Origin of the sequence: Clostridium tagluense (assembly GCF_003865095.1) — a bacterium.
Classification (GTDB): domain Bacteria; phylum Bacillota; class Clostridia; order Clostridiales; family Clostridiaceae; genus Clostridium_AD; species Clostridium_AD tagluense.
In genome coordinates this window covers 110,579-132,742 of record NZ_BHYK01000012.1, presented here as the reverse complement: position 1 = coordinate 132,742, position 22,164 = coordinate 110,579, and the positions used below count along the sequence as shown (strand labels likewise).

The following is a 22,164-nucleotide window of genomic DNA, read 5'->3' as shown; positions in this document are numbered from 1 at the left end:
TGTTGAGTTAGATACAACAATTATATCAGAAAAGAGGGGGTCATTGCTTTTTTACGTTTAAAATAGCACAAACCCTTGCAATAGCAAGGATTTAAATAAATAAAATAAAGATAGTGTTAACACTATCTTATTAATTTAGGAGGTATCAATATGGAAAGATTAGTTGGAAAATCAGCTCCTTATTTTAAAATGAACGCCGTAAAAGGTGATGGAAGCGATTTTGTACAGGTAAAATTGGAAGATTATAAAGGAAAGTGGCTTGTTATGTTCTTTTACCCTTTAGATTTTACATTTATATGCCCTACAGAAATAACTGCTTTTAGTAAGAAATATGATGAATTTAAGAAGGAGGGTACAGAATTATTAGCAGTAAGCTGTGATAGTCAGCATGCACATAAAACTTGGATAAATCAAAACTTAAGTGATGGTGGCTTGGGAAAAATTGCTTTCCCTATGGCTTCTGATTTAACAAAAGAAACTTCAAAAAATTATGGTATATTAATTGAAGAAGAGGGGATTTCTTTGAGAGGATTATTTATAATAGATCCTAATGGGATCGTTAAATATTCTGTTATTCATGATTTAAATGTAGGAAGAAGTGTTGATGAAACATTGCGCGTACTTAAAGCGTTAAAAACAGGTGGATTATGTGCTATAGACTGGCAAGAAGGAGATAGCACTCTATAACTCCACCTAAATATAGTGTATAAAACAATTAAATATTAGAATATATTCAAATTTGATTGGTATTACTATATATTTTATAGACTTAGGCAAATGAGCTACAGACATAAACTTTATGTCTGTAGCTTTTAAATTTAACCAATATTCTCTACTATTTCAGCTACTCACCTAGCGAAATCCACTAAATAGTTGCTATCAATATCTAAAAACTTCATCATGCACCATATATGACTATTACTTGGAATAAATTTAAGATTTTTATACATTTTATGACTTTCGTGGAGTATATTGTTTAATATTGTTTAATTGTATTTAATATTGTATAATAGTGTATATATTTCATAAATTAGTATATTGTTTTTTAAAATGTTATTTTTAAGTTTAAAAACTGTCAAAGTAAAAATAATAGCTTATTTTATTAATGAAAGGAGATTTTCCATATGAAAAAATATATAAAATCAACAAATTTTATATATTTTTATATTATGAAAGAGGCAGTTTTTGATTTATAAAAATAAAATTACTTGAGTTTCATAAATATTAAAGGGGGCAAATATAAAATGAAAATTACTAAGAAAGCTTTGACATCAGTAGCGCACGTATTACTAATTAGTATGGTTATAAGTGGGTCAATAGGCAATTATAACGTAAAAGCTAGTAGTCCTAATAATGTACAAGCTATAAACTTAAACACAGAAAATAATCCAATTAAAAATAATAGTGATAATATAGATGAAAACATTTATGGACTATCTTATAATCCAAACAATATATTATCATATAATGGAGAAAATATTGAAAGTTTTGTACCAGCGGAGGGTTTTGAAAATCCAAATAAATATATTGTAGTAAAAAGAGAAAAGAAAAGCATTTCAGATTCCACTGCAGATATTTCAATTATAGACTCAATAAATGATAGAACTTATCCTGGTGCGCTGCAACTTGCAAATAAAAACCTTATAGAAAATAGACCTGATGTAATTTCATGTGAAAGAAAGCCTATTACTATAAGTGTTGATTTACCTGGCATGAGTGACGATGGTAAAAAAATTATTGATTCGCCAACATATTCTGCAGTTAATTCTTCAATAAACTCTTTACTAGAAACATGGAATTCAAAATATTCATCTAGATATACTATCCCTACAAGAATAAATTATTCTGACACTATGGTGTATAGTAAATCACAGCTATCTACAATGTTTGGTTGCAATTTTAAAACTTTAAGTAAGTCATTAAATATAGATTTTGATTCTATATTAAAAGGCGAAAAAAAGGTTATGATACTTTCATACAAACAAATTTTTTATACAGTAAGTGTAGATGCACCTAATCGTCCATCAGATTTATTTGGTGACAGCGTAACTTTTGATAAATTAGCTTTAAAAGGAGTAAATAATGATAATCCTCCTGCATATGTTTCAAATGTTGCGTATGGTAGAACAATTTATGTAAAACTTGAAACAAACTCTAAGAGTGCAAATGTTAAAGCAGCATTTAAGGCATTAATAGATAATCAAAATATAAGTAGCAATGCAGAATATCAAGATATACTAGATCAAAGTTCATTTACAGCTACTGTTCTAGGTGGCGGAGCACAAGCACATAATAAAATAATTACCAAAGATTTTAATGAAATAACAAATATTATTAAAAATAATTCAGTATACAGTCCTCAAAATCCTGGATATCCTATTTCATACACAAGTACATTTTTAAAAGACAATAGTATAGCATGTATAAACAATAAAACAGAATACATAGAAACCACTGCAACAGAATATACTAATGGTAAAATAGTCCTTGATCATAGTGGCGCATATGTTGTTCAATTTCAAGTAACCTGGGATGAAGTTAATTATGATAAACAGGGAAATGAAATAATTGACCATAAATCATGGTCTGGAAATAATAAAGATAGAACGGCTCATTTTAATACTGAAATATATTTGAAAGGAAACGCAAAAAATATTTCGGTGAAAATAAAAGAATGTACGGGCCTTTCATGGGAATGGTGGAGAACTATTGTAGATGTTAAAAATATTCCATTAGTAAAAGAGAGAACTTTCTCAGTGTGGGGTACAACATTATATCCAACTAAGTCCATTCAGCCTGGAATCTAAATAAAACTACTCATCTACTAAAGTAGATGAGTAGTTTTATTTTAACCAATATCCTCTATTATTTTAGCTACCCACCTACAGAAATCTACTGATGCTTTTTTAGCTATTTCTATCACTCTTGCATGAGAGTGTTTTTGCTTTTGTATACCTGTAGCCATATTTGTAATACAAGATATTCCAAGTACCTCTATTCCTAAATAATTTGCAGCTATTGTTTCAGGAACCGTAGACATTCCAACAGCATCTGCCCCTTGCCCTCCAATTGCTCTTATCTCTGCAGCTGTTTCATAATAAGGTCCCATAAACCCTGCATAAACGCCTTCTCTATATTCAACACCTATTTCATCTGCAACTTTCTTTGCTTTATCTATTAGTTCAAGTTTATAGGGTTCTGACATATCTGGGAATCTTGGTCCAAATCTTTCATCATTAATTCCAATCAATGGGTTATCAGAAACTAAATTAATAAAATCAGTAATAATCATTAATGTTCCAGGACTAAAGCTTGTATTTATACCTCCACAGGCATTAGTTACTATAAGCTTTTCAATACCCAAAAGCTTCATCACAAACACAGGATATGCAACTTCTTTCATTGTATAACCTTCGAAATAATGAAATCTTCCCTGCATTGCAAGTACAGTTACGCCTTTTATTTCCCCTAAAACTAATCTTCCTTCATGTCCCACCACTGTTGACTTTGGAAAATTTGGTATATCCTTATAGTTAATATATTCTTTATTTTCTATGACACCTGCCAAATCACCCAGTCCTGAACCTAGAATAACTGCTATTTTAGGCTTCAAGTTCATTTTACTCTCTATATACTTTACTGATTCGCGAGCTTTATCATACATGTTCTTCATATTCTTCTCCTCCTAAAAATTTATTACAACTAGAAACCGGTTTCTAATTATGCAAAAAAATAATGCTACTTCTTTTTATACTTTTTTGTACTGTTTCTAATTTTTAATTCATATGCCATAACAATGTTTTTATTTTCACTCTTTTCATTTTGTAATTTTTCTAATATTAGTTTTGCTGCCTTAATTCCAGAATCATAATAATCAAAATGCATTGTTGTTAAAGTCGGTTCAAATACAGAAGAAATATCCATATCATCTATGCCAACCACTGATATATCCTCTGGGACCCTGTATCCTTTTTCTTTTAAATACTGTATTGCTCCAAAGGCTAAACGATCTATTGCTGCAAATACTGCAGTAGGAACTGTTTTGGAATTGTTAATTATACTTTTCATTGCATTATATCCTGATGATATTTCGAAATCTCCTACTGATAAATATTCATCTGGTACACCAATGTTGTTCTCTTTTAATGCAGCCATATATCCTTGTTTTCTAAAACTTCCTATTGCTACTTTAGTTTCTGATAAGCCGATGTATGCAATTTTTTCATGCCCTTGACTAATCAAATGTGCTACTATTGCCTTGGTTGCATTAAAATCATCATATGTTACATAGGGAACATCTATTTTACTATTTTGTTGACCCATTATTACAACTGGAATATTAATTTCATTAATCAATCTTATGTGTTTCTCTGTAATCTCAGTGTGAAAAAAAATAATTCCATCCAAATGCTTCTTTTGAAAAATATCAAAATATTTGAATTCATCATTTTCACGTCCTCTTGAATTACCTAGCAAAATATTATAGCCTTCTTGATTCAACTTATCGGTAATACCTTCAGTTATATGCGAAAATGTGTCAATACCAATTCTAGGCAATATAACTCCTATTAATTTTGTTTTCTTAGTTACTAACTCCTGTGCTAATAAATTAGGGGTATACCCCGTTTCTTTTAAAACTTTTTCTACCCTTACCCTTAATTTTGGGCTTACATTTTGTGAATTATTAATTACTCTTGACACCGTAGCTTTTGAAACTCCTGCTAACTTGGCAATGTCTTTCATATCCATAAACTTAATCTCCATAAATTCTCAATATATTTGAAACCGGTTTCCAATATTATTGTATATCTTTTTATTTTAATAGTAAAGACTTTTATTATAGAAGGAAAGACACCAACTTATAGCAGCAGGTGTCTCTCCTTCTGAAATGTTGTTAAACCTCACTTATAATATTAATCATCGCTTAATTCCTCCCAGGGTTAACTTTTTTATAAATTTACAAAACCTTCTTCAACCACTCCCCAGTGACGGATTCTTTTACTTCCATCACTTCTTCTGGTGTTCCTTGTGCTACCACATAACCTCCATTTTTACCGCCCTCAGGACCAAGATCAATTATATGATCAGCTGTTTTTAGCACTTCTAGATTATGTTCAATAACAAGTAAGGAATGTCCCATGTCCACAAATAAATTTAAACAATTCAATAGTTTTTTTATATCTGAAATGTGAAGTCCTGTAGTGGGCTCATCTAATATATATAGGTTATTTGAGCCACTCTTTATCTTCCCAAGTTCTGACGCGAGCTTTATTCTCTGTGCCTCTCCTCCTGATAAGGTTGAAGAGGACTGACCTAATTTGATGTATCCCATTCCTAATTGATTAAGAATATCTAATTTATAATGTATATTTTTCTTATCCCTAAAGAACTCTAATGCTTCTTCAACGCTCATATCAAGAATCTCATATATATTCTTCCCCTTATATCTAACGTCCAGTATCTCTTTTTTGTATCTTTGTCCCTTGCATATTGGACATACGATTTCTACATCAGGCATAAACTGAAGCTTTGTTACTATTCTTCCGTCTCCCTTGCAATGTTCACATCTTCCGCTGTTCTTACTATTAAAACTAAAGTTGGAATTTACATATCCCAAAGCTATAGCTTCCTCAGTTTTTGTGAACAACATCCTTATACTATCAAACAGGCCTATATAGGTTGCGGGATTAGACCTACTATTCTTTCCTATTGGAGATTGGTCTATATTTATAACATCATTTATATGCTCATGTCCTGTAAGATTCCGATGCTCGCCCGGAATAATCCTTGGGTCTTTTAAACTCCTCAGCTTCTTATAAATGATATCATTGACAAGAGTACTTTTCCCTGACCCAGACACCCCTGATATGCATACAAAAATACCTAAGGGAATATCTACATCTATATCTTTTAAATTATTCTCTCTAGCACCTAAAACGGTTAACTTATTACCATTATGCTTACGTCTTTCTTTTGGAACAACTATCATTTCTTTCCCTGATAGATACTTTCCTGTTAAAGAATGTTTAGATTTCTTAATCTTATCTATGTTTCCTGTTTCAACGATTTGTCCACCGTGTATTCCAGGTCCTGGTCCAATCTCCACTATGTTATCTGCATTTTCTATTGTTTCCATGTCATGTTCAACTACTATGACAGTATTGCCGATATCTCTAAGATACTTCAATATTTTTATAACTTTTTTACTGTCTCTAGCATGAAGTCCTACACTTGGCTCATCAAGTATATATATCATTCCCATAAGCCCTGAACTAATCTGTGATGCAAGCCTTATTCTTTGTGCTTCTCCACCTGATATAGTATCCGCTCTTCTTCCAAGTGCAAGATAATCTAGTCCAATTTCTATTAGCAATGAAACCCTCTTTTTTATCTCATTCACTATAGGTTCTGCTATATACCTTTTATCCTCTGAGAATGCTAATTTTTCCATAAAATCATATAGTTCCGTTAATTGCATCCAGCATAGTTGATGTATATTCTTACCTTCAATGAGAATATCAAATCTTTGTCTTTTTAACTTCTTGCCACCACAATCTGGACAAGTATACTCCACCATCTTCTTTTTAAACCATTCAAAAGCTACTTCATTTACCTTATCTTTTCTAGTTTCTTCCCTATACCAATGTTCAATTTGATTTATATATCCAGTAAATTGAATTGTTCTACCAACAAGCCAATTTCTATTCTTTATATTTGGCGGTGCTTCCATCATAATTTTTTCACCTTTTGTTCCATAAAACAATATATCTTTAATTTCATTAGATAAATTTCTAAAAGGTGTATCAAGACTGAAACGATAATGCTTTGAAAGGTTGTACATTATAATATGCTTATATGTAATTTCCCCCTTAGGGTTATATACACTTGGATCAAAAGCTCCTTCATTTATACTCTTTTCATGATTGAGCACCATAAGCCTTTGATCTGCTTTTTTCGTAGCTCCTATGCCCCCACAAGTTCTACAGGAACTAGCCATGTTATTAAATGCAAAATACTGTGATTCTATATTAGCCATAGTAATATGATGTTTGGGACAACCAAAGCTGCTGTAGAATCTATCTTTTATCTCTTGTGGTACATCTTCTGAAAGAATCTCCGCTATAAGGACATGTTCTCCAATAACCTCTAGTGAAGTTTCTAAAGAATTAGTTATATTTTTTTCAATATTACCCTTTATTTCAAATCTATCAATGACTATTTTAATATCATGCTCACAATATTCATCGATTTCTATTTCTTGGCTTATATCCACTCTATTCCCATCTATAATCAGATTATTATACCCCTTCTGTCTTATGTGATCAAAAAGATATGCATAATCCTCCCCGTATAACTTATGTACTGGTGTCAAAAATTCAATCTTTGTCCCCTTTGGTAGAGATAATACAGATTCAACTATTTGTCCTGATGTCTTAATCTGATATTTTTCACCACAATACGGACACTTAGCTGTACCAACTGTTGCATATAACAATCTCATATAATCGTAAATATCTGTCATAGTCCCTACTGTAGATCTTGGGTTAACAAGGCCTCTTTTTTGTTCTATAGCTATAACCGGAGATAAACCAAAAACAAAATCTACTTCCGGTTTCTTCAGTTGTGGTATTCTGCTTCGTGAAAATGTAGGTAATGAGTCAAGAAATCTCCTTTGACCCTCTCCGTAAATAATATCAAAAGCAAGTGATGACTTACCTGATCCACTTACACCTGTAATCACTGTAATCTTATCTCGTGGAATATTTACATCAATATTCTTAAGATTATTTTGTCTTGCACCCTTTATCTCAATATTTTTTTTTACTAGCAATAAAAACCCCTCCTCTATCTATGAAGCTTACTAAATTATCTGAAAGAACTAATAAGTTACTATTTCTTCAACTGACTAAACTTTTCTAGATTAATACATCCATATCACTATCAACCTTGAAATAGGCTGGTTCATACACAATGCTACTACTTTTATTGGTTAAATAAGTTTGTGAAATATCTTTAAGTAGTACCCCCTCCTCGCAGAGCCATTCACAAATTTCACAGATTATATGACTCTCTATAGTATTATTAAAATCCTGTGCTATTGTAGAAAGTGGTTTCATCTCATTTGCCTTATTAAAATAGTCCAAAATAGGCTTGCATATGATATCCATACGTTGTCTCAAATACTCATAAATCATGTCAATAGATTGAGATATATTTATGCTGTTTTTTTTCTCATCCATAAGCCCCACATATAATTTTTCAATAATTGGACTATTATACTTTAATGCTTGTAATATAACCTCTCTTGACGGAATACTATTATTTAACAGCACCTCTATGGCTGCTATATATGTTAACACTTCGGTTATCCATAAATAGGAATACCTTACATCACTTTTAACTTTCAGCCATTTTTCTGCCTTATATAGTCTCCAAAGAACCCATTCCGTTCTTTCCATTAAAGCATAAGATCTATCCCTTTCACCTATTTCATCATCCGCATTGACGCTTTCGAAAATCTCTCTTACAGATTCGTCCTTGCAGTAGACCATAGTTCCTAATGAAAAGTATGAATGTGCGCCTGAACCCCTTCTTATCCTTGCTACACTCTGTCTAAATTCGCTTCTGGTCTTTACATTTCCATTTATGTATATATCATCTTCTATGAGACAAATCCAAGGAGTAGGCTTACTATTATCATTAACAATAATCTCCATATCAATATCTGATTTCTCCCATACCTGATCGTAGGATAGACTTCCTTCTAAAATCACAGCTATGACATTGCTGTCCATCTTCAGTCTTTCGCACAATGTTTCCACTGCCTGCATATATCGTTTTTGCAAATTGCTGCTGGCAAAACTTACTTTCCAAAAATCCGTTGGGATAGCATGCGTATTAAGCTTCCTATAATCATTAGGCGTAATATCAAATATTCTCTTGAATGCCCTAGAAAAGGTTTCATGACAATTGAATCCAAAGTCCAATGCAATATCAATTATCTTCTTATCTGTTCCTATAATTTCCCCAGCTGCCACAGATAATTTTCTTTTCTTTATATAATCTGCTACAGGAATTCCTATAACTGATTGAAATACTCGATGATAATGATGAGTAGAATAAAAACATAACGCTGATAATTGTTCAAGTGTAATATCTTCCTTAATATTTTCTTCTATATAATCTAATGTCTTTTGGAGCTCATTAAAATAGTCAGACATAATCCATCACCAACCTTTGAATATAGTATATCATCTAGTGATTTACTTTTCTTGATATTTTTTGATATGTTGTAAATGACTGCAGTTACTGTATTGTAGGGGAAAATGTATTATATATGACTTTCTAATTCTAATCATAGCAAATTATATGTACTTATGCTAAATGTAGATTCCCGATTTTTCTGGGACTTATACCAAAATTTTATCACAATAAAAAAAGCAATGTTAAGAAATTTCTTAGCTATACCATTAGTAGTTTTTATCATTTTCTTTATAAAGAAATATAAAATAAAAGGTGTTTATTAATAGTATAGGTTGTTTCAAACTTTGAAAAAAGTACGTCTTAACAATTGGAATGGTAAACACGAATAATGGTCTTTGAAAACTGAATAATACGGTATTTAAAAATAAGAATATTTACTATATTTTACAAAAATAGTGATTATCCATATAAAAATATGCTATAATTACAATTAGTTAAGACGACACCGTAAGAAAGTTTGAATTAAAGGTTAGTTATATTAGCATTGGAGGAAAAATAATGGATATACAGGTTGTAAAAGTTAATAACGATGAGAAAGAGATACTTCAAAATTTGCTTGAATTATATTGTTATGAGTGGTCTCAGTATAACAAGCTTGATGTTAATCAATTTGGGTCATATGAATTCGCAGTATTAGATTGTTGGACAGAAAAAAATCACTATCCTTTTTTCATAAAAGTTGATGGCAAATTGGCAGGCTTTGTATTAATTGATAAAGATTTTGCTGTACGCAAGGATTGCGACTTTGCAATGTCAGAGTTTTTTGTCATGCATAAATACCGCACAGCCGGTGTTGGAAAATATGCAGCAGAAACAATATTTGATATGTTGCATGGAAAGTGGGAAATAATGTGTCATCCTAAAAATATCATTTCTATATATTTTTGGAATAAAATAATAGATGAATACACAAACGGCAAATTTGAACTTATAAAATCATGTCAAGAAGTCGTTTATCAAGAAGGAACATTTGCGGATTTCTTTTTCTTTGAAACCTAAAGGATCTATATAAGATTCAGAGAATTATATTAAGTTAATTAATTCGATATCTTCATATTAAGCGTCACAACTATAAAAACCGAATAATCCCTTAAAATACCGTATTATTCAATAATGTGTACCCTTTGTCAAGGACATATAAAAATACTACAGTGAACTAAGTAGATGATTTCTGTATTGAACAGGAGTCATCCTTTCCAATGCCCACTGATATCTATAATTATTATAGTAACTCATATAGTCTTTAATTTCCTTTTTAAGATCGTCTAAAGTTTCACATGTCTTTATATTTGCTTCATCTTTAAAGTGTCCGAAGAATGATTCTTGTGGCGCATTATCCCAACAGTTACCACGCCTTGACATAGATTGTCCTAGCGCATAACTTTTTACTAGCTTTTGGAACTTTGGGCTTGTATAGTGGAATCCCTGATCAGAGTGAATAAATGCACCTTTAGCTAATTTGATTTTTTTCTTTTCTAATTTATGTAAGGTATCTATTACTATAGGTAAAGTTAAGCTATCAGACACATTGTATGCCAATATTTCATTTGTAGATCCATCCTTAATTGTTGAAAGATATGCCTTATTACCCTTTCCATAAAATAAATAAGTTATATCAGTAAGCAGCACTTTTCTCGGAATATTTTGCTTGAATTTTCTGTTTAGTAAATTAGGTAAATACTTATGTTCTTTAGTAGCCTTCATCATCCTTCGATATGGATTAGCTTTTCTGATGGGGCAAATAATTCTATATTTCTTCATAACCCTTCGGATACGCTTCAAATTGTATACGATTGCAAATTGACCTTCTAGTGTCATTTTTATTTGCCTAGCTCCTTTTTTACGGCCTTTAAAGTTATATGCATTTAAAATATGATCTCTAACTGTTTTATCTTGATCATCATTTAGATTCCTTGATTGTTGAGATTTTAATGAAAAATAATTATAATATCCAGAACGTGATACACCAACGAGCTTGCATAAATAGCTTATATTATTTTTCAATTTATGTTGCTTAATTACTGAATTAATAAGAAGAAATTTTTCTTTGGAGGATAACTCTATTTCTTTCTTCTCATCCCCCTTTCCAGCATATCGAGTTTTTTTAACAGTTCATTCTCAGCTTTCAGTAATTTGTTCCGTGTTTTAAGACGTTCATATTTTTCTTCTATGGAAAGTTCTTTATCGCTATGTGTGCCTGAGCTACCTCTTCTTGTATCCTCCAATCCAAGCACTCCATTTTTTTTATATTTAGCACGCCAGTCTTTGCTCAAGGACTCAACTCGTCCTATTCCTAATATGCTTATCACAAAGCCACATTCTTCAAATATTGCTCTAGGGAATCTACCTTTTTCATACTCTGATATAAAAATACGTCTAAATTCATCTGTATAAGTAATCCCTTTTGCACTGACGTGCTTTACATATTTGTTAGCGGCTAACATTTCCATTTCTTCTTTTGTAAATAACTTAGTACTCATTTCATCTACCCCTATCCTCTTTGTTTTATTATACATAAAGAAACCCTATAAGATAGATATTTTATTAACTGTCTATCTTATAGGGTACACTTTATTGAATTTTACGGTGTTTTTACGTCGTACTTCAAAAATATCTAGTCCTAGCAAGAAAAAAATCACTTTGTTTAAAATTTTTCCCATAATATCATGATGTGAAAGCATTCTAAGATCTAAAACAACTTTAGTCTGAGGATACTTCTCTATAAGCTTTTTTAAATTGCTAATAGGATTAGATTTTCTGCAGGGTAAAGTTTCAACGGCTACACATATTCCATGTGCTTTGCATTAAGTTCTTTTGCAATTATAAATCTTAAAAAGAAATAATTTATATAAACCAGAGAGGATGATATCATGAAAAAATCCACTAAAAACAAGTATATTGCCTGGCTTAGTATAGATAACAATAGAAAATGACATTAGCAAATATCCAAGCTAATGCCATAATCAAAGCCTTTCCCTAATTTTCCATTGTGGCATTCCATAACTGCCCAAAATATTGATTATGGTCTAAGAGTTCCTTAAAATCACCCACACCAACAATTTTTCCATCTTTGAATGCATAAATTTTGTCAACATTTTTTATTGTACCAAGACGATGAGCAATAGTTATAATTGTTTTGTTTTTTAAAAATTGCATGACATTTTCCATTACCAATTCCTCTGTAATATTATCCATAGCTGAAGTTGCTTCATCCAATATAACAATTTTTGCATCTCCAAAGAACACTCTGGCTAATGCCAATCTTTGACGTTCTCCACCCGAAAGCATAACACCTCTTTCGCCAACTTCTGTATGTAGTCCTTTTGGTAGATCAGAATAAAATGATGTGAGTCCAACACGTTCTAATACTTCAATAATTGCCTCATCGGAAATATCCTTATCGAAAATAATATTTTCTCGCAGGGTTCCATCAAAAATAGGAGATTCCTGTGAAGTATAAGAAATATAATTATAAAATTTATTTAAGTTAAGCTCTGACAAATCATTTCTATCAACATAAATACTCCCTGCATCTGGCTTAATTAGACCCATGATTTGCTTAACAATTGTTGATTTTCCTGAACCACTTTCTCCCACGAATGCAACTGAACTTCCAGCAGGAATATCAAAGGATAGATCCTTAAAGATGTTTTTATCCTCATAAGAAAAACATACATTCTTAAAATGAATATTTCCTTCTATGGAATTTACTATCTTTCCAGAATTTAATCTAACATCATCTGGCATATCCAATAAATCTGTATATCTTCTAAATGCGCTTATATCTAATTTATATTGTACGAACAATACATTAAATATAGCAATGGGTGAATATGCCTTATCAATCAAGATAAGTAAGGCAACTAGGTCACCTACTGACAATTCATTGTTTTTCCAACTAATATATATAATAATCACTTTTATTAGTGTGATAAACAATGCAAAAATAGCGAAAAATGCTTCATGAATCATCCTCATTTTGGTCTTTGATTTTACAATTTCTTCAGAAGCTATGGTTGTTTTGCCTATCTCATGCTTAAATTTTTTGTTAGTTCTAAAAACAATCAATTCCATAAAACCACGAACTACATATTTATTGAAAACTTCCTCATTATTTAAAATATGTGCTTTAATATCATATAAGTATTTCAGCAATATGTTGGTTACCACAAAGACAAGTACATAACCAATTACAATATAAATCATAATATTCTTGTCAATATTGGCAATGAAAATCAAACTGAAAACTATACTTGGAAGCAATTCACTAAATAACCGAAAGTAAAAATCAAATAATATACTTTTACCTGCATTAGCTCCATTTTCTATTTTTTGAATTAAATTTCCTGTTCCTAATAATTGATAATATCTATAGTCTATGGTGCTCATTTTTCTGAATGCTTTTAACTTAAACTCCAAATATATACTTTGGGACAATTTGCAACTTGGATATTCATCGGAATAGTTAAGGCAACATATGAGCACTAAAACAAATCCATAAATACATATTGTGGTGATAGAAAGGGTCTTATCTCCACAATCATCTAATACCTTTTGAAAATAGCTAGCACTAAAAGCATTCAACAAAGCCACTACTATTCCTAATAATATATAAATAACAACCAATAATTTCTTCTTTTTTAAAATTTCTAAATAATGTTTCATAACTGTACTCCCCCTAATTTTTAATATGTTATCAAAAATTAGTACAGTTGAGACTGCCAGCAAATACGTCTAACCTCAGTACAATCTGCTTACAGATTATTTCAACTGTACTGAGTGATTAATTCGTTTAACTCTCATTCTGAGGTCACGTCCTTTCTATATTTTATATAAAAGTCATAATATATTTCTTAATTTCAGCTTTAATAGTTTCTATTTTTTTATCAAACTACGATTCCAATTTAACAATACCATGATTCATTTCTTCAACCTTTTTCGCTATTTATAGATAATATTACTTCGTAATAATGAAGACTGCGCATTAATCATTTTTTATATAGCCTATTATAAATGAAATTGTACCTATAATAAAAAATAAAGGTAAAAACATATTAGTAAATAAACCTGGCAGTTCAGGATATGTAGGAAAACTTCCTTTAACCATCTGACCAGTCCAGGAATAATAAGCAATAAATCTCTCGATAGTATATATAAAACCACTTGCAATCATAAAAATAGCACCTATTTGGTAATATGATTTTTTATTCATATATCTATTTCTCCTTTCTTTTTTAGGTCCTCTAATTTTACTTAAGCGTCAAAACTATTAAAACCGAATAATCCCTTAAAATACCCTGTTATTTGTATTTCATTTTGTGTGATTTTTTAATATATTTATACCAGACGCAATACATAATAAGAATAATAACAATAATCTTAACCAATCCATCGAAAGCCAAAATTCACCACCATTGATAATATTCGGGCTTATGTTGTATTCATCCACAAAAATCCCTGCATTCAAAAATAATTTAAGCGAGATAATTAACAAAACAAAACTCAAAACAAATGTCACAATTGATAATTTGTTTTTTAACATTGATAATTCCTCCTGTATACTATATAAATAACTTTTGCACCACATTAATCTAACAATGCTATTTACAACTCCATAATATCATACCATTTTGTACCATAAATTACTATTACTCGGAATAAATTCAAGGCATTTGATAAGGAAAGTCTCCTATATCAATAGATTAATTGACATATTTTTATGCAAAAAATAATAGAAGATAGGGTTACCCCTACCTTTTTCTATAAACGGAATAATTACATATTTTTAATTTTATATATTTAAACAATTATGGTACTATAAATTACATTTGCAAAAGTGAAATTAAATGTAAAATATTAGAATAAATTTTATTTAGATTTCTCTTCGTCGTAAATAATCTCTTCTATGATACCAAGCAATTTCCCCTTTTCTAACCTTTCAATATTATTTATTGATTTAATCTGTTTTATCAATCTATCCATTAGATTTTCATCATTTTTATCAACTTTTTTGTTAATATAGAATTCCTCTCCACTTTCAACTATTCTAGAGTTGTAGCCCTTAGAGTCCAATAACTGCTGAAAGCTCTCTTGTGCTTCTGCATCTCCATGAACAAGCAAAATTTCCTTTGGTTTTTCCATAAAGCTATCTACCCAATTTAATAATCCGTTTTTATCAGCATGTCCTGATAATCCCTCTAGGTTATAAATATGAGCTTTAACAGCAATAGGTTCTCCGAATATCTTAACTTCTTTTGCACCTTCTAGTATACTTCGTCCCAATGTACCTACTGCTTGATATCCTACAAAAACAATTGATGATTCTTTTCTCCACAAATTGTGCTTAAGGTGATGTTTTATTCTACCTGCTTCACACATACCACTTGCAGAAATAACTATTACCCCACTTTGAATTTTATTTATCTCTGATGAATCATTTGCAGAAATTGAGAATCTCAAACCATCAAATCTAAATGGATACTCTCCCTTAGTTACAAGTTTTTTGGCCTCTTCATCATAATCCTCATTATGACTTTCAAATATCCTTGTTGCCTGAATAGCTAAAGGACTATCGATATAAACTTTAATATCCTTCAAATCTTCATTTTCTACATATTTATTTAATTCATACAAAATCTCCTGCGTCCTACCCACTGCAAATGAAGGTATAATAACATTTCCGCCTCTTGCAAATGTCTCTTTAATTATTTTTAATAACTCCCTTAAATTTTCTTTAATCTCAGGATGGACCCTATTTCCGTAAGTTGTCTCTATTATCAAGTAATCCGCATAATTTATGATAGTTGGATCTTTTATAATTGGCTTATTTATATTGCCCAAATCACCACTATACACTAGTTTTACTTCTTCTTGACATTTTTCCGTCATATATAATTCAATAATAGCAGAACCCAACAGATGCCCCGCATCTCTAAATCTTATCTTTAATCCATCAAAAACCTCTATCATCTCATTATAGGGAAATGCTCTAAAAAGAGAAAGAGACAGCTCAGCCAATTTAGATGTGTATAGCGGTTCTATAGGTTTTAAACCCTGACGTGCTCTTTTTCTATTTTTCCACTCAGCCTCAGATTCATGAATGTGCCCACTGTCTGGAAGCATAATGCTGCATAAATCCATTGTTGCTTCAGTGGAGAAAATTTTCCCCTTAAAGCCCATCTTATAAAGTAGCGGTATTCTTCCACTATGGTCTATATGAGCGTGTGATAAAATAAGATAATCTATTGCTTCAGGATTAAAATCAAATTTATCATTTTTAAATTCCTTTTCACCTCTACCCTGATATAAACCACAATCAAGCAAAACAGTCTTTCCATTTATCTGTAAAATATGGCATGATCCTGTAACAGTTTTTGCTGCTCCGTAGAATTGAATTTTCATAATAATCCCCCTCTTGCTGTACATACTGGCTTTTATACTTTTAATCGTCTAAATATTTGCTTTTTCTTTTCATTAAATAAAAGTGTTTCAGCATTAGACTGTATTTTGTCTGTATTTTTTCAGAAAATTCAGATATTTTTCTCTATTATAACAGATATATGATAATATGCCTAGCTTGCCTTAATTATTTTACAAATATCGTAGCCACTTCCATCTGGAAGGGATAAATCAAGTATTGCAAGATCAAAGCTATTAGCAACTATCCTAGTTTTTGCTGACTCCACATTCAAGCAGTGGGTTACAAAATATCCCTCCTGCGTCAGAGAGTAGCAAAGTCCCGATGCAATTATTTTATCATCCTCAACAAATAGTATTTTCATTTTCCAAACTCTCCTTTATCTTAATATTTTAGCAATTACTCACATAATAACATATTATAAAATGTAATACTAAAACAATACAGACCAGCAAATTAATTTGCTGGTCTACATAATGTCTTACATCCTATTATTTCACATGATAGGGTTTATAAATTATATTTAAAAACCCATTTTCTTCATCTTCCATAACTTTAGCATCAACCTCATACAAAGATTTTATTAATTCTTCCGTTAGAACCTCCTTTGGAGTTCCAAACTTAAGAATTTTACCTGCTTTCATTGCATAAATTTTATCACAATATAAGGCAGCAATATTTAAATCATGAATAGCAGATATAACTGTGACCCCCAGCTCTTTTATAATAGCCATAAACTGAAGTTGATACTTTATATCTAGATGATTTGTAGGTTCATCTAGAATAAGACATTCCGTTTTTTGTGCTAAAGCTCTTGCAAGAATTATTCTTTGCTTTTCTCCACCTGATAGGCTTGAAAAGCTTCGTTTAGCATAATCTGTCATACCTACTTTTTCTAAAGATTCTTTCATGATTTTATAATCCTGTGCATTATCTTTTTCTATAAACTTTTTATGTGGTGCTCTTCCCATTAGAACCATGTCGGAAACAGTAAAATCAAAATTGTAGTTATTATGCTGAGACACCACAGCCATTTTTTTCGCACTTTCTTTCATAGAAAAACCCTTAATATTTTTATCATCTAAAAATACGGCTCCTGTAGACGGCTGCAAGATTCGGTACACACATTTTAAAAGCGTACTTTTACCACTGCCATTCGGTCCTATAATTCCTACAAATTCTTTTTCCTTTGCATGAATACTTAAGCCTTTCAAAATATGGCTCCCACCTAAATAAGCTTCTACGTCTATTGTCTTTAGCTCCATTAAGCATCCCCTCCAAATCCATAGGATTTACTTACCATAAGATATATAAAGCTTGGAGCACCTATCATAGAAATTAATATTCCTATTGGAAGTTCACTTCCTGGTATTATAATTCTAGATAAAACATCTGCCCAAACTAAAAATATAGCTCCTACTAATGCGGATAGTAGAATAATCCTTTTATGATCTGTTCCGAATATCATTCGTACAAGATGAGGGATGATAAGTCCCACAAATCCAATCACCCCTGATGCATATACTATGAATCCAATTACAACGGATGTGATTATGAGATAAACTTGTCTATATTTTTGAAGGTCTGTACCTAAAGTTATAGAAACTTCATCACCAAGTAGCATCAAATTAAGAGTTCTATATTGAGTAATAAAAAATAATGTAGCTACTATTACAACGGGAAGAATTATTCTTATATTTTGCCAGTTTGCACCTGCAAGGCTTCCCATAAGCCAATATATTATACTCTGCATACCATCTTTATCATTGGCAAGGTACACAATAAAGCTTGAAAATGCTGAGCAAACACTACTTAATGCCATACCCGCCAGCAAAAGCTTTGTGGAATTAGCTCTTCCATTTACATTTGCAAGGGTTAATACAAGTATTGATATTGCAAATGCTCCTAAAAAAGCACAGATACCTACATAATTGCTTCCAAAGAAAACACCAACACCAAGCAAAATCGCTAAGGTAGCCCCTAGGGATGCTCCTGAAGAAATTCCTAATATATATGGATCTGCTAAGGGGTTTTTTACAATTGCCTGCATAATGACTCCGGATACTGAAAGACCTATGCCTACAGCAACTGCCAAAATAATTCTTGGAAGCCTTATGAACCAAACAATATCGTAAGCAGGCCCACTTCCTAAAATCTTCCCATCACCAATATTAAGTAGCTTGTACCCTATGATTTCATATACATCTTTTATAGAAATATGGACAAAACCCATTGTTACAGTTATTAAAATAGAAAAAATCAAGATAATTACAAGCACAACGGAAACACCTATATAAATAGGTGTTCCATTGAGTAAAGCACTTTGTGTATTACTTTTATAAATTCTTTTCATTTTTACTTGTTTCCATATAATTCAGGATGTAATCCTTTAGAAATTGTTTTTATACCATCTAAGGTTCTAATACCACTAGCATAAACTTCACCTAGCATTATAGGATGAACCCGTTTTGACTTTATTGCTGAAATGCTTGAAAGTCCAGCATTGTTCATAATGCTTTTTAATGCAGCTTCTTTATCAATTTCTTTGCCGTAATAAACAGTGAAAATCACCTCAGGATTAAGCTTTATCAAATCTTCATTTCCTATTTTACCATCTTTATTTGCTACTAAATTTGCTCCAACGCCTTTTGCAATATCACCACCAATACTATCTTCTCCATAAATTCTATATACGCCGTCTTTTTCCACTTCCAAAATCACTGCTTTAACAGCTTGTTTTCCTTTAACCAAAGCCTTTGTTTTTTCAATTTCCTTTTTCATATTGTTAACTATCTCACTTGCTTTATCTTCTACATTGAAAATTTTACCCATGTTTAAAATATCATCATATTCATTTTGCAAACTATCTGGTTTAACAACACTACTATTTTGCGCCATATATGTATTTACACCTCTTTCATGCCAAAACCCTACATCCCCAAGATTTTTTTCACCAAATAGAGAATACCAGCCCAATATGAAATCAGGTTGCAACCCAATAACCTCTTCTTTTATTAGTTTTTTTTCATAATACTTTACTTTGCTAAAAGCACTTTTATATTCATCTTTAACGTCATGATCTAAGCCGGATGCTGCAATTATTTTATCCTGCAATCCTAATGCCAGTAATATTTCTATTGAATTCTGATATACTGCAACAACCTTTTCAGGTGATTTTTTAAAAGTAATTTTAACAGGCTTTTTAGCATAATTATATGTTGTAATTGTAACAGGATAATGTGAGGACTGTTTGCTACTATTTTCTACTTTAGTTTCTGTTTTTGTTGCAGTTGCTACATCTTTATTTCCACATCCAGTTGTTCCAAATACCATAAACCCTGCTAAAATCATACTTATTATCTTTTTCATTTGAATTTTCTCTCCTTTGTGTATCTCTTATATACTATGATACATTTATTAATATTACATCACCGCAGATGATGATTTAATGAGTACCTTCTACTACTTCTATATGATATTTCTCAAATATCTCCTTTATTTCCTTAGTTCTTTGCGTTTCGCATTTAACAATACAAACACCAAGGTGAAGTTTTTTAACCCCTTCCTTCTCTAATTTCCCAGCAATATTCATCAAATTTTCAGCAGAATTATTTGAGCAAGCATCACAGGTGAAAAAGGACATAAGCTCTAATTTTTCATTTCCATACATACTGAAATGCTTCTCTTTATTGTTTAAAGCTTTAAAACATCCCATGGTTGTACATATTCCATTTATTTTTTCACATACTCCAATAGCTATCTTCATTTTTACCTCCTATAAAGCAAATTATTTTTCGCAAAAAAATAGCCTTTTAACAATAGTTAAAAAGCTGTAAATTCAAAAAAATATTTTTCAAACATTTACCACCCCTATCGCTCGTAGAGTTCTCAGTACATTAGAATAGGCAGGTCTTCTGGCTTAAGTATCAACATTCCTGCAGCCTTCCCAGTTTCCCAGTGGCATAATGCAAGAACTCCTCTATTACAGCGGCGGGACCGCGTGGGACTCAAACCCACTTCCCTTTTAATTAACAGATATTAAATACCTATTAAACCTATTTTTACATATTCAATTTTACAAAATTATTCTACCATACTGTAAGTACATTAATCAAGTAATTTTTAGCATTCTATCATAAAATAACCAGTGAACATGACTGCTAAAATCTATAAAATAACAGTGGTATCTCCATCTCATTTTTACTTGCTCCACCATGGACTCCTATAAATGAAAGTTCAAAAATATCCTTTTCATACCACCAAATATGATTGTTATCTTTAGGTAATAAAATAAGGTTTCCACATCTTTCTATCATTCGCTGGCTTGGATGTCCGAAAAAACCTCTTTCCTTCAATTCATCAAAAGTATATACGCAAACTATATCCTTTAGCTGCTTTTCTATCATTTTTTTAACTGTAAATAAATGTTCCTCCTTAACATGGAGAAATAAATCTCTACAAAAACCTGTTGGTGAAATTAAATCATTGTTTTTATTTTTCTTTAAGTATTTATCTATATCGGGCATTATGTCATTCAAATAATACTTTGTGCTTAAATCAGTGTCTACTTGTCCATGATCCGCTGAAATCATAACTGCTGTATTTTTAAAACTCTCTTTGCCCTTTTCATAAAATTTATCCATGTGTTTTAATAATTTCTCAATGGCTTCTTTAAATTCTTCTGAACAATTTCCTTTTTCATGAGCAATAGAATCTATTTCGGGCAAATAAACGTAATAGTACTCTTTGTCATTATTTTTTGTTAAATCCTTTGATAACGACTCAAATAAATCTTCATATTCATGATACCCTTTCACTGTCGCATCTTTACACATTACATTCGAGTAAGTACTATCATTTATAAAGCATGGTTGATAAACAGTGCTTTTAATTCCATTTTCTAATAAATCTTTAAAAAAACTTTTTTCAGGTAAAAATCTTTTAGGCTCTATATTTCTATTTTTTAGAGTTTCTATACCCTTTTTTCTTGCTTCTTTAAATAAGAAGGCTGTTATAATATCATCGGCTTCTGGCTCATAATAGAACCACTCATAGAGACCGTGTTCATATACGGGTTCTCCACTTAAAGCCGTGGTTACATGAGCTGTTGTAGTAGACGGAAACTGCGAAGTTAACTTTGAAACGATCCCGCCTTTTTCTATTTCGCGTAGGAAGCTAGAAGACTTCTTGTATTTCTCATAAAAACACCAGCCAAAAGCATCCACAAGAAAGAAAACTATCTTACTGGTCGAATCCTTTGAATTTCCTAGAGTATCCTTAGGTAATTTTTTATCTGAAGGAATATCAAATAAGTGTTTTATACTTCCAAAAATATTAGAAAAACAGTAACTATCATATAAAGGTATAGTACACTCCTTATATTTGCTTTTTCCAACCTCTTCAATTGATTTTTTATTTATCATATTCTCACCTCATTAAATGACATACTTTAAAATGTCATATCTATTTTAAATATATTTATT

18 protein-coding genes and 1 riboswitch are annotated in these 22,164 nt (G+C 31.1%); of the genes, 3 read left to right on the top strand and 15 right to left on the bottom strand.

Features of this window, described 5'->3' with window-relative positions:
* Positions 1–150: 150 nt before the first annotated feature.
* Together Ctaglu_RS12525 and Ctaglu_RS12520 are read left to right on the top strand one after the other, a co-directional pair.
* Positions 151–687: a peroxiredoxin gene (locus Ctaglu_RS12525; protein WP_125002130.1), complete on the top strand. Its 537-nt coding sequence runs from the start codon at positions 151–153 to the stop codon at positions 685–687.
* A gap of 557 nt (positions 688–1,244) precedes the next feature.
* On the top strand, positions 1,245–2,807 hold the full coding sequence (locus Ctaglu_RS12520) for a thiol-activated cytolysin family protein (RefSeq protein WP_125002128.1): 1,563 nt from the start codon (positions 1,245–1,247) through the stop codon (positions 2,805–2,807).
* A gap of 41 nt (positions 2,808–2,848) precedes the next feature.
* Here the strand turns inward: Ctaglu_RS12520 and Ctaglu_RS12515 are convergent, their stop codons facing one another.
* From Ctaglu_RS12515 to Ctaglu_RS12500, 4 genes are all read right to left on the bottom strand, one after another.
* A complete protein-coding gene (locus Ctaglu_RS12515) occupies positions 2,849–3,664 on the bottom strand; it encodes a purine-nucleoside phosphorylase (RefSeq protein WP_125002143.1) in 816 nt (271 codons plus the stop codon).
* Positions 3,665–3,738: 74 nt separating this feature from the next.
* Positions 3,739–4,749 (bottom strand): LacI family DNA-binding transcriptional regulator, encoded by a 1,011-nt coding sequence (locus tag Ctaglu_RS12510; RefSeq protein WP_125002126.1) that lies wholly within the window; start codon positions 4,747–4,749, stop codon positions 3,739–3,741.
* Positions 4,750–4,957: 208 nt separating this feature from the next.
* Positions 4,958–7,831, bottom strand: a complete 2,874-nt coding sequence (gene uvrA, locus Ctaglu_RS12505) for an excinuclease ABC subunit UvrA (protein ID WP_125002124.1) — start codon at positions 7,829–7,831, stop codon at positions 4,958–4,960.
* Positions 7,832–7,916: 85 nt separating this feature from the next.
* On the bottom strand, positions 7,917–9,221 hold the full coding sequence (locus Ctaglu_RS12500; RefSeq protein WP_125002122.1) for a helix-turn-helix transcriptional regulator: 1,305 nt from the start codon (positions 9,219–9,221) through the stop codon (positions 7,917–7,919).
* Between the two features lie 541 nt (positions 9,222–9,762).
* Between Ctaglu_RS12500 and Ctaglu_RS12495 the strand changes: the two genes are divergently transcribed.
* Positions 9,763–10,263, top strand: a complete 501-nt coding sequence (locus tag Ctaglu_RS12495) for a GNAT family N-acetyltransferase (RefSeq protein WP_125002120.1) — start codon at positions 9,763–9,765, stop codon at positions 10,261–10,263.
* Positions 10,264–10,410: 147 nt separating this feature from the next.
* On the opposite strand, the gene Ctaglu_RS12490 is transcribed toward Ctaglu_RS12495, so the two are convergent.
* From Ctaglu_RS12490 to Ctaglu_RS12440, 11 genes are all read right to left on the bottom strand, one after another.
* Positions 10,411–11,744, bottom strand: a protein-coding gene (locus tag Ctaglu_RS12490; RefSeq protein WP_125002118.1) for an IS3 family transposase whose coding sequence is annotated in 2 segments (ribosomal slippage) — positions 10,411–11,363 and positions 11,363–11,744 — 1,335 coding nt in all. Because the reading frame shifts where the segments join, the coding sequence is not laid out codon by codon here.
* Positions 11,745–12,240: 496 nt separating this feature from the next.
* Positions 12,241–13,929, bottom strand: coding sequence for an ABC transporter ATP-binding protein (locus Ctaglu_RS12485; RefSeq protein ID WP_125002116.1), 1,689 nt, complete (start codon positions 13,927–13,929; stop codon positions 12,241–12,243).
* Between the two features lie 319 nt (positions 13,930–14,248).
* Positions 14,249–14,476, bottom strand: coding sequence for a hypothetical protein (locus tag Ctaglu_RS12480; RefSeq protein WP_125002114.1), 228 nt, complete (start codon positions 14,474–14,476; stop codon positions 14,249–14,251).
* A gap of 99 nt (positions 14,477–14,575) precedes the next feature.
* Positions 14,576–14,806, bottom strand: a complete 231-nt coding sequence (locus Ctaglu_RS12475) for a hypothetical protein (RefSeq protein ID WP_125002112.1) — start codon at positions 14,804–14,806, stop codon at positions 14,576–14,578.
* A 326-nt stretch (positions 14,807–15,132) separates the two neighbouring features.
* Positions 15,133–16,665 carry an MBL fold metallo-hydrolase RNA specificity domain-containing protein gene (locus Ctaglu_RS12470; RefSeq protein ID WP_125002110.1) on the bottom strand — a complete coding sequence of 511 codons (1,533 nt, stop codon included), beginning with the start codon at positions 16,663–16,665 and terminating at the stop codon, positions 15,133–15,135.
* A gap of 170 nt (positions 16,666–16,835) precedes the next feature.
* A complete protein-coding gene (locus Ctaglu_RS12465; protein ID WP_125002108.1) occupies positions 16,836–17,045 on the bottom strand; it encodes a response regulator in 210 nt (69 codons plus the stop codon).
* A gap of 127 nt (positions 17,046–17,172) precedes the next feature.
* The gene (locus Ctaglu_RS12460) at positions 17,173–17,946 is read right to left on the bottom strand and encodes an ABC transporter ATP-binding protein (protein ID WP_125002106.1); all 774 of its coding nucleotides are present in this window, start codon (positions 17,944–17,946) and stop codon (positions 17,173–17,175) included.
* Positions 17,946–19,034, bottom strand: a complete 1,089-nt coding sequence (locus Ctaglu_RS12455) for a FecCD family ABC transporter permease (protein WP_185732695.1) — start codon at positions 19,032–19,034, stop codon at positions 17,946–17,948. The genes Ctaglu_RS12460 and Ctaglu_RS12455 overlap by 1 nt, the downstream gene beginning before the upstream one ends.
* Before the next feature lie 2 nt (positions 19,035–19,036).
* Positions 19,037–20,050, bottom strand: a complete 1,014-nt coding sequence (locus tag Ctaglu_RS12450; RefSeq protein WP_207669475.1) for an ABC transporter substrate-binding protein — start codon at positions 20,048–20,050, stop codon at positions 19,037–19,039.
* A gap of 76 nt (positions 20,051–20,126) precedes the next feature.
* Positions 20,127–20,447, bottom strand: coding sequence for a CGGC domain-containing protein (locus Ctaglu_RS12445; RefSeq protein ID WP_125002104.1), 321 nt, complete (start codon positions 20,445–20,447; stop codon positions 20,127–20,129).
* Positions 20,448–20,568: 121 nt separating this feature from the next.
* A riboswitch (cobalamin riboswitch) is annotated at positions 20,569–20,755 on the bottom strand.
* 86 nt (positions 20,756–20,841) lie between these two features.
* On the bottom strand, positions 20,842–22,104 hold the full coding sequence (locus Ctaglu_RS12440; RefSeq protein ID WP_125002102.1) for an alkaline phosphatase family protein: 1,263 nt from the start codon (positions 22,102–22,104) through the stop codon (positions 20,842–20,844).
* Positions 22,105–22,164 lie beyond the last annotated feature (60 nt).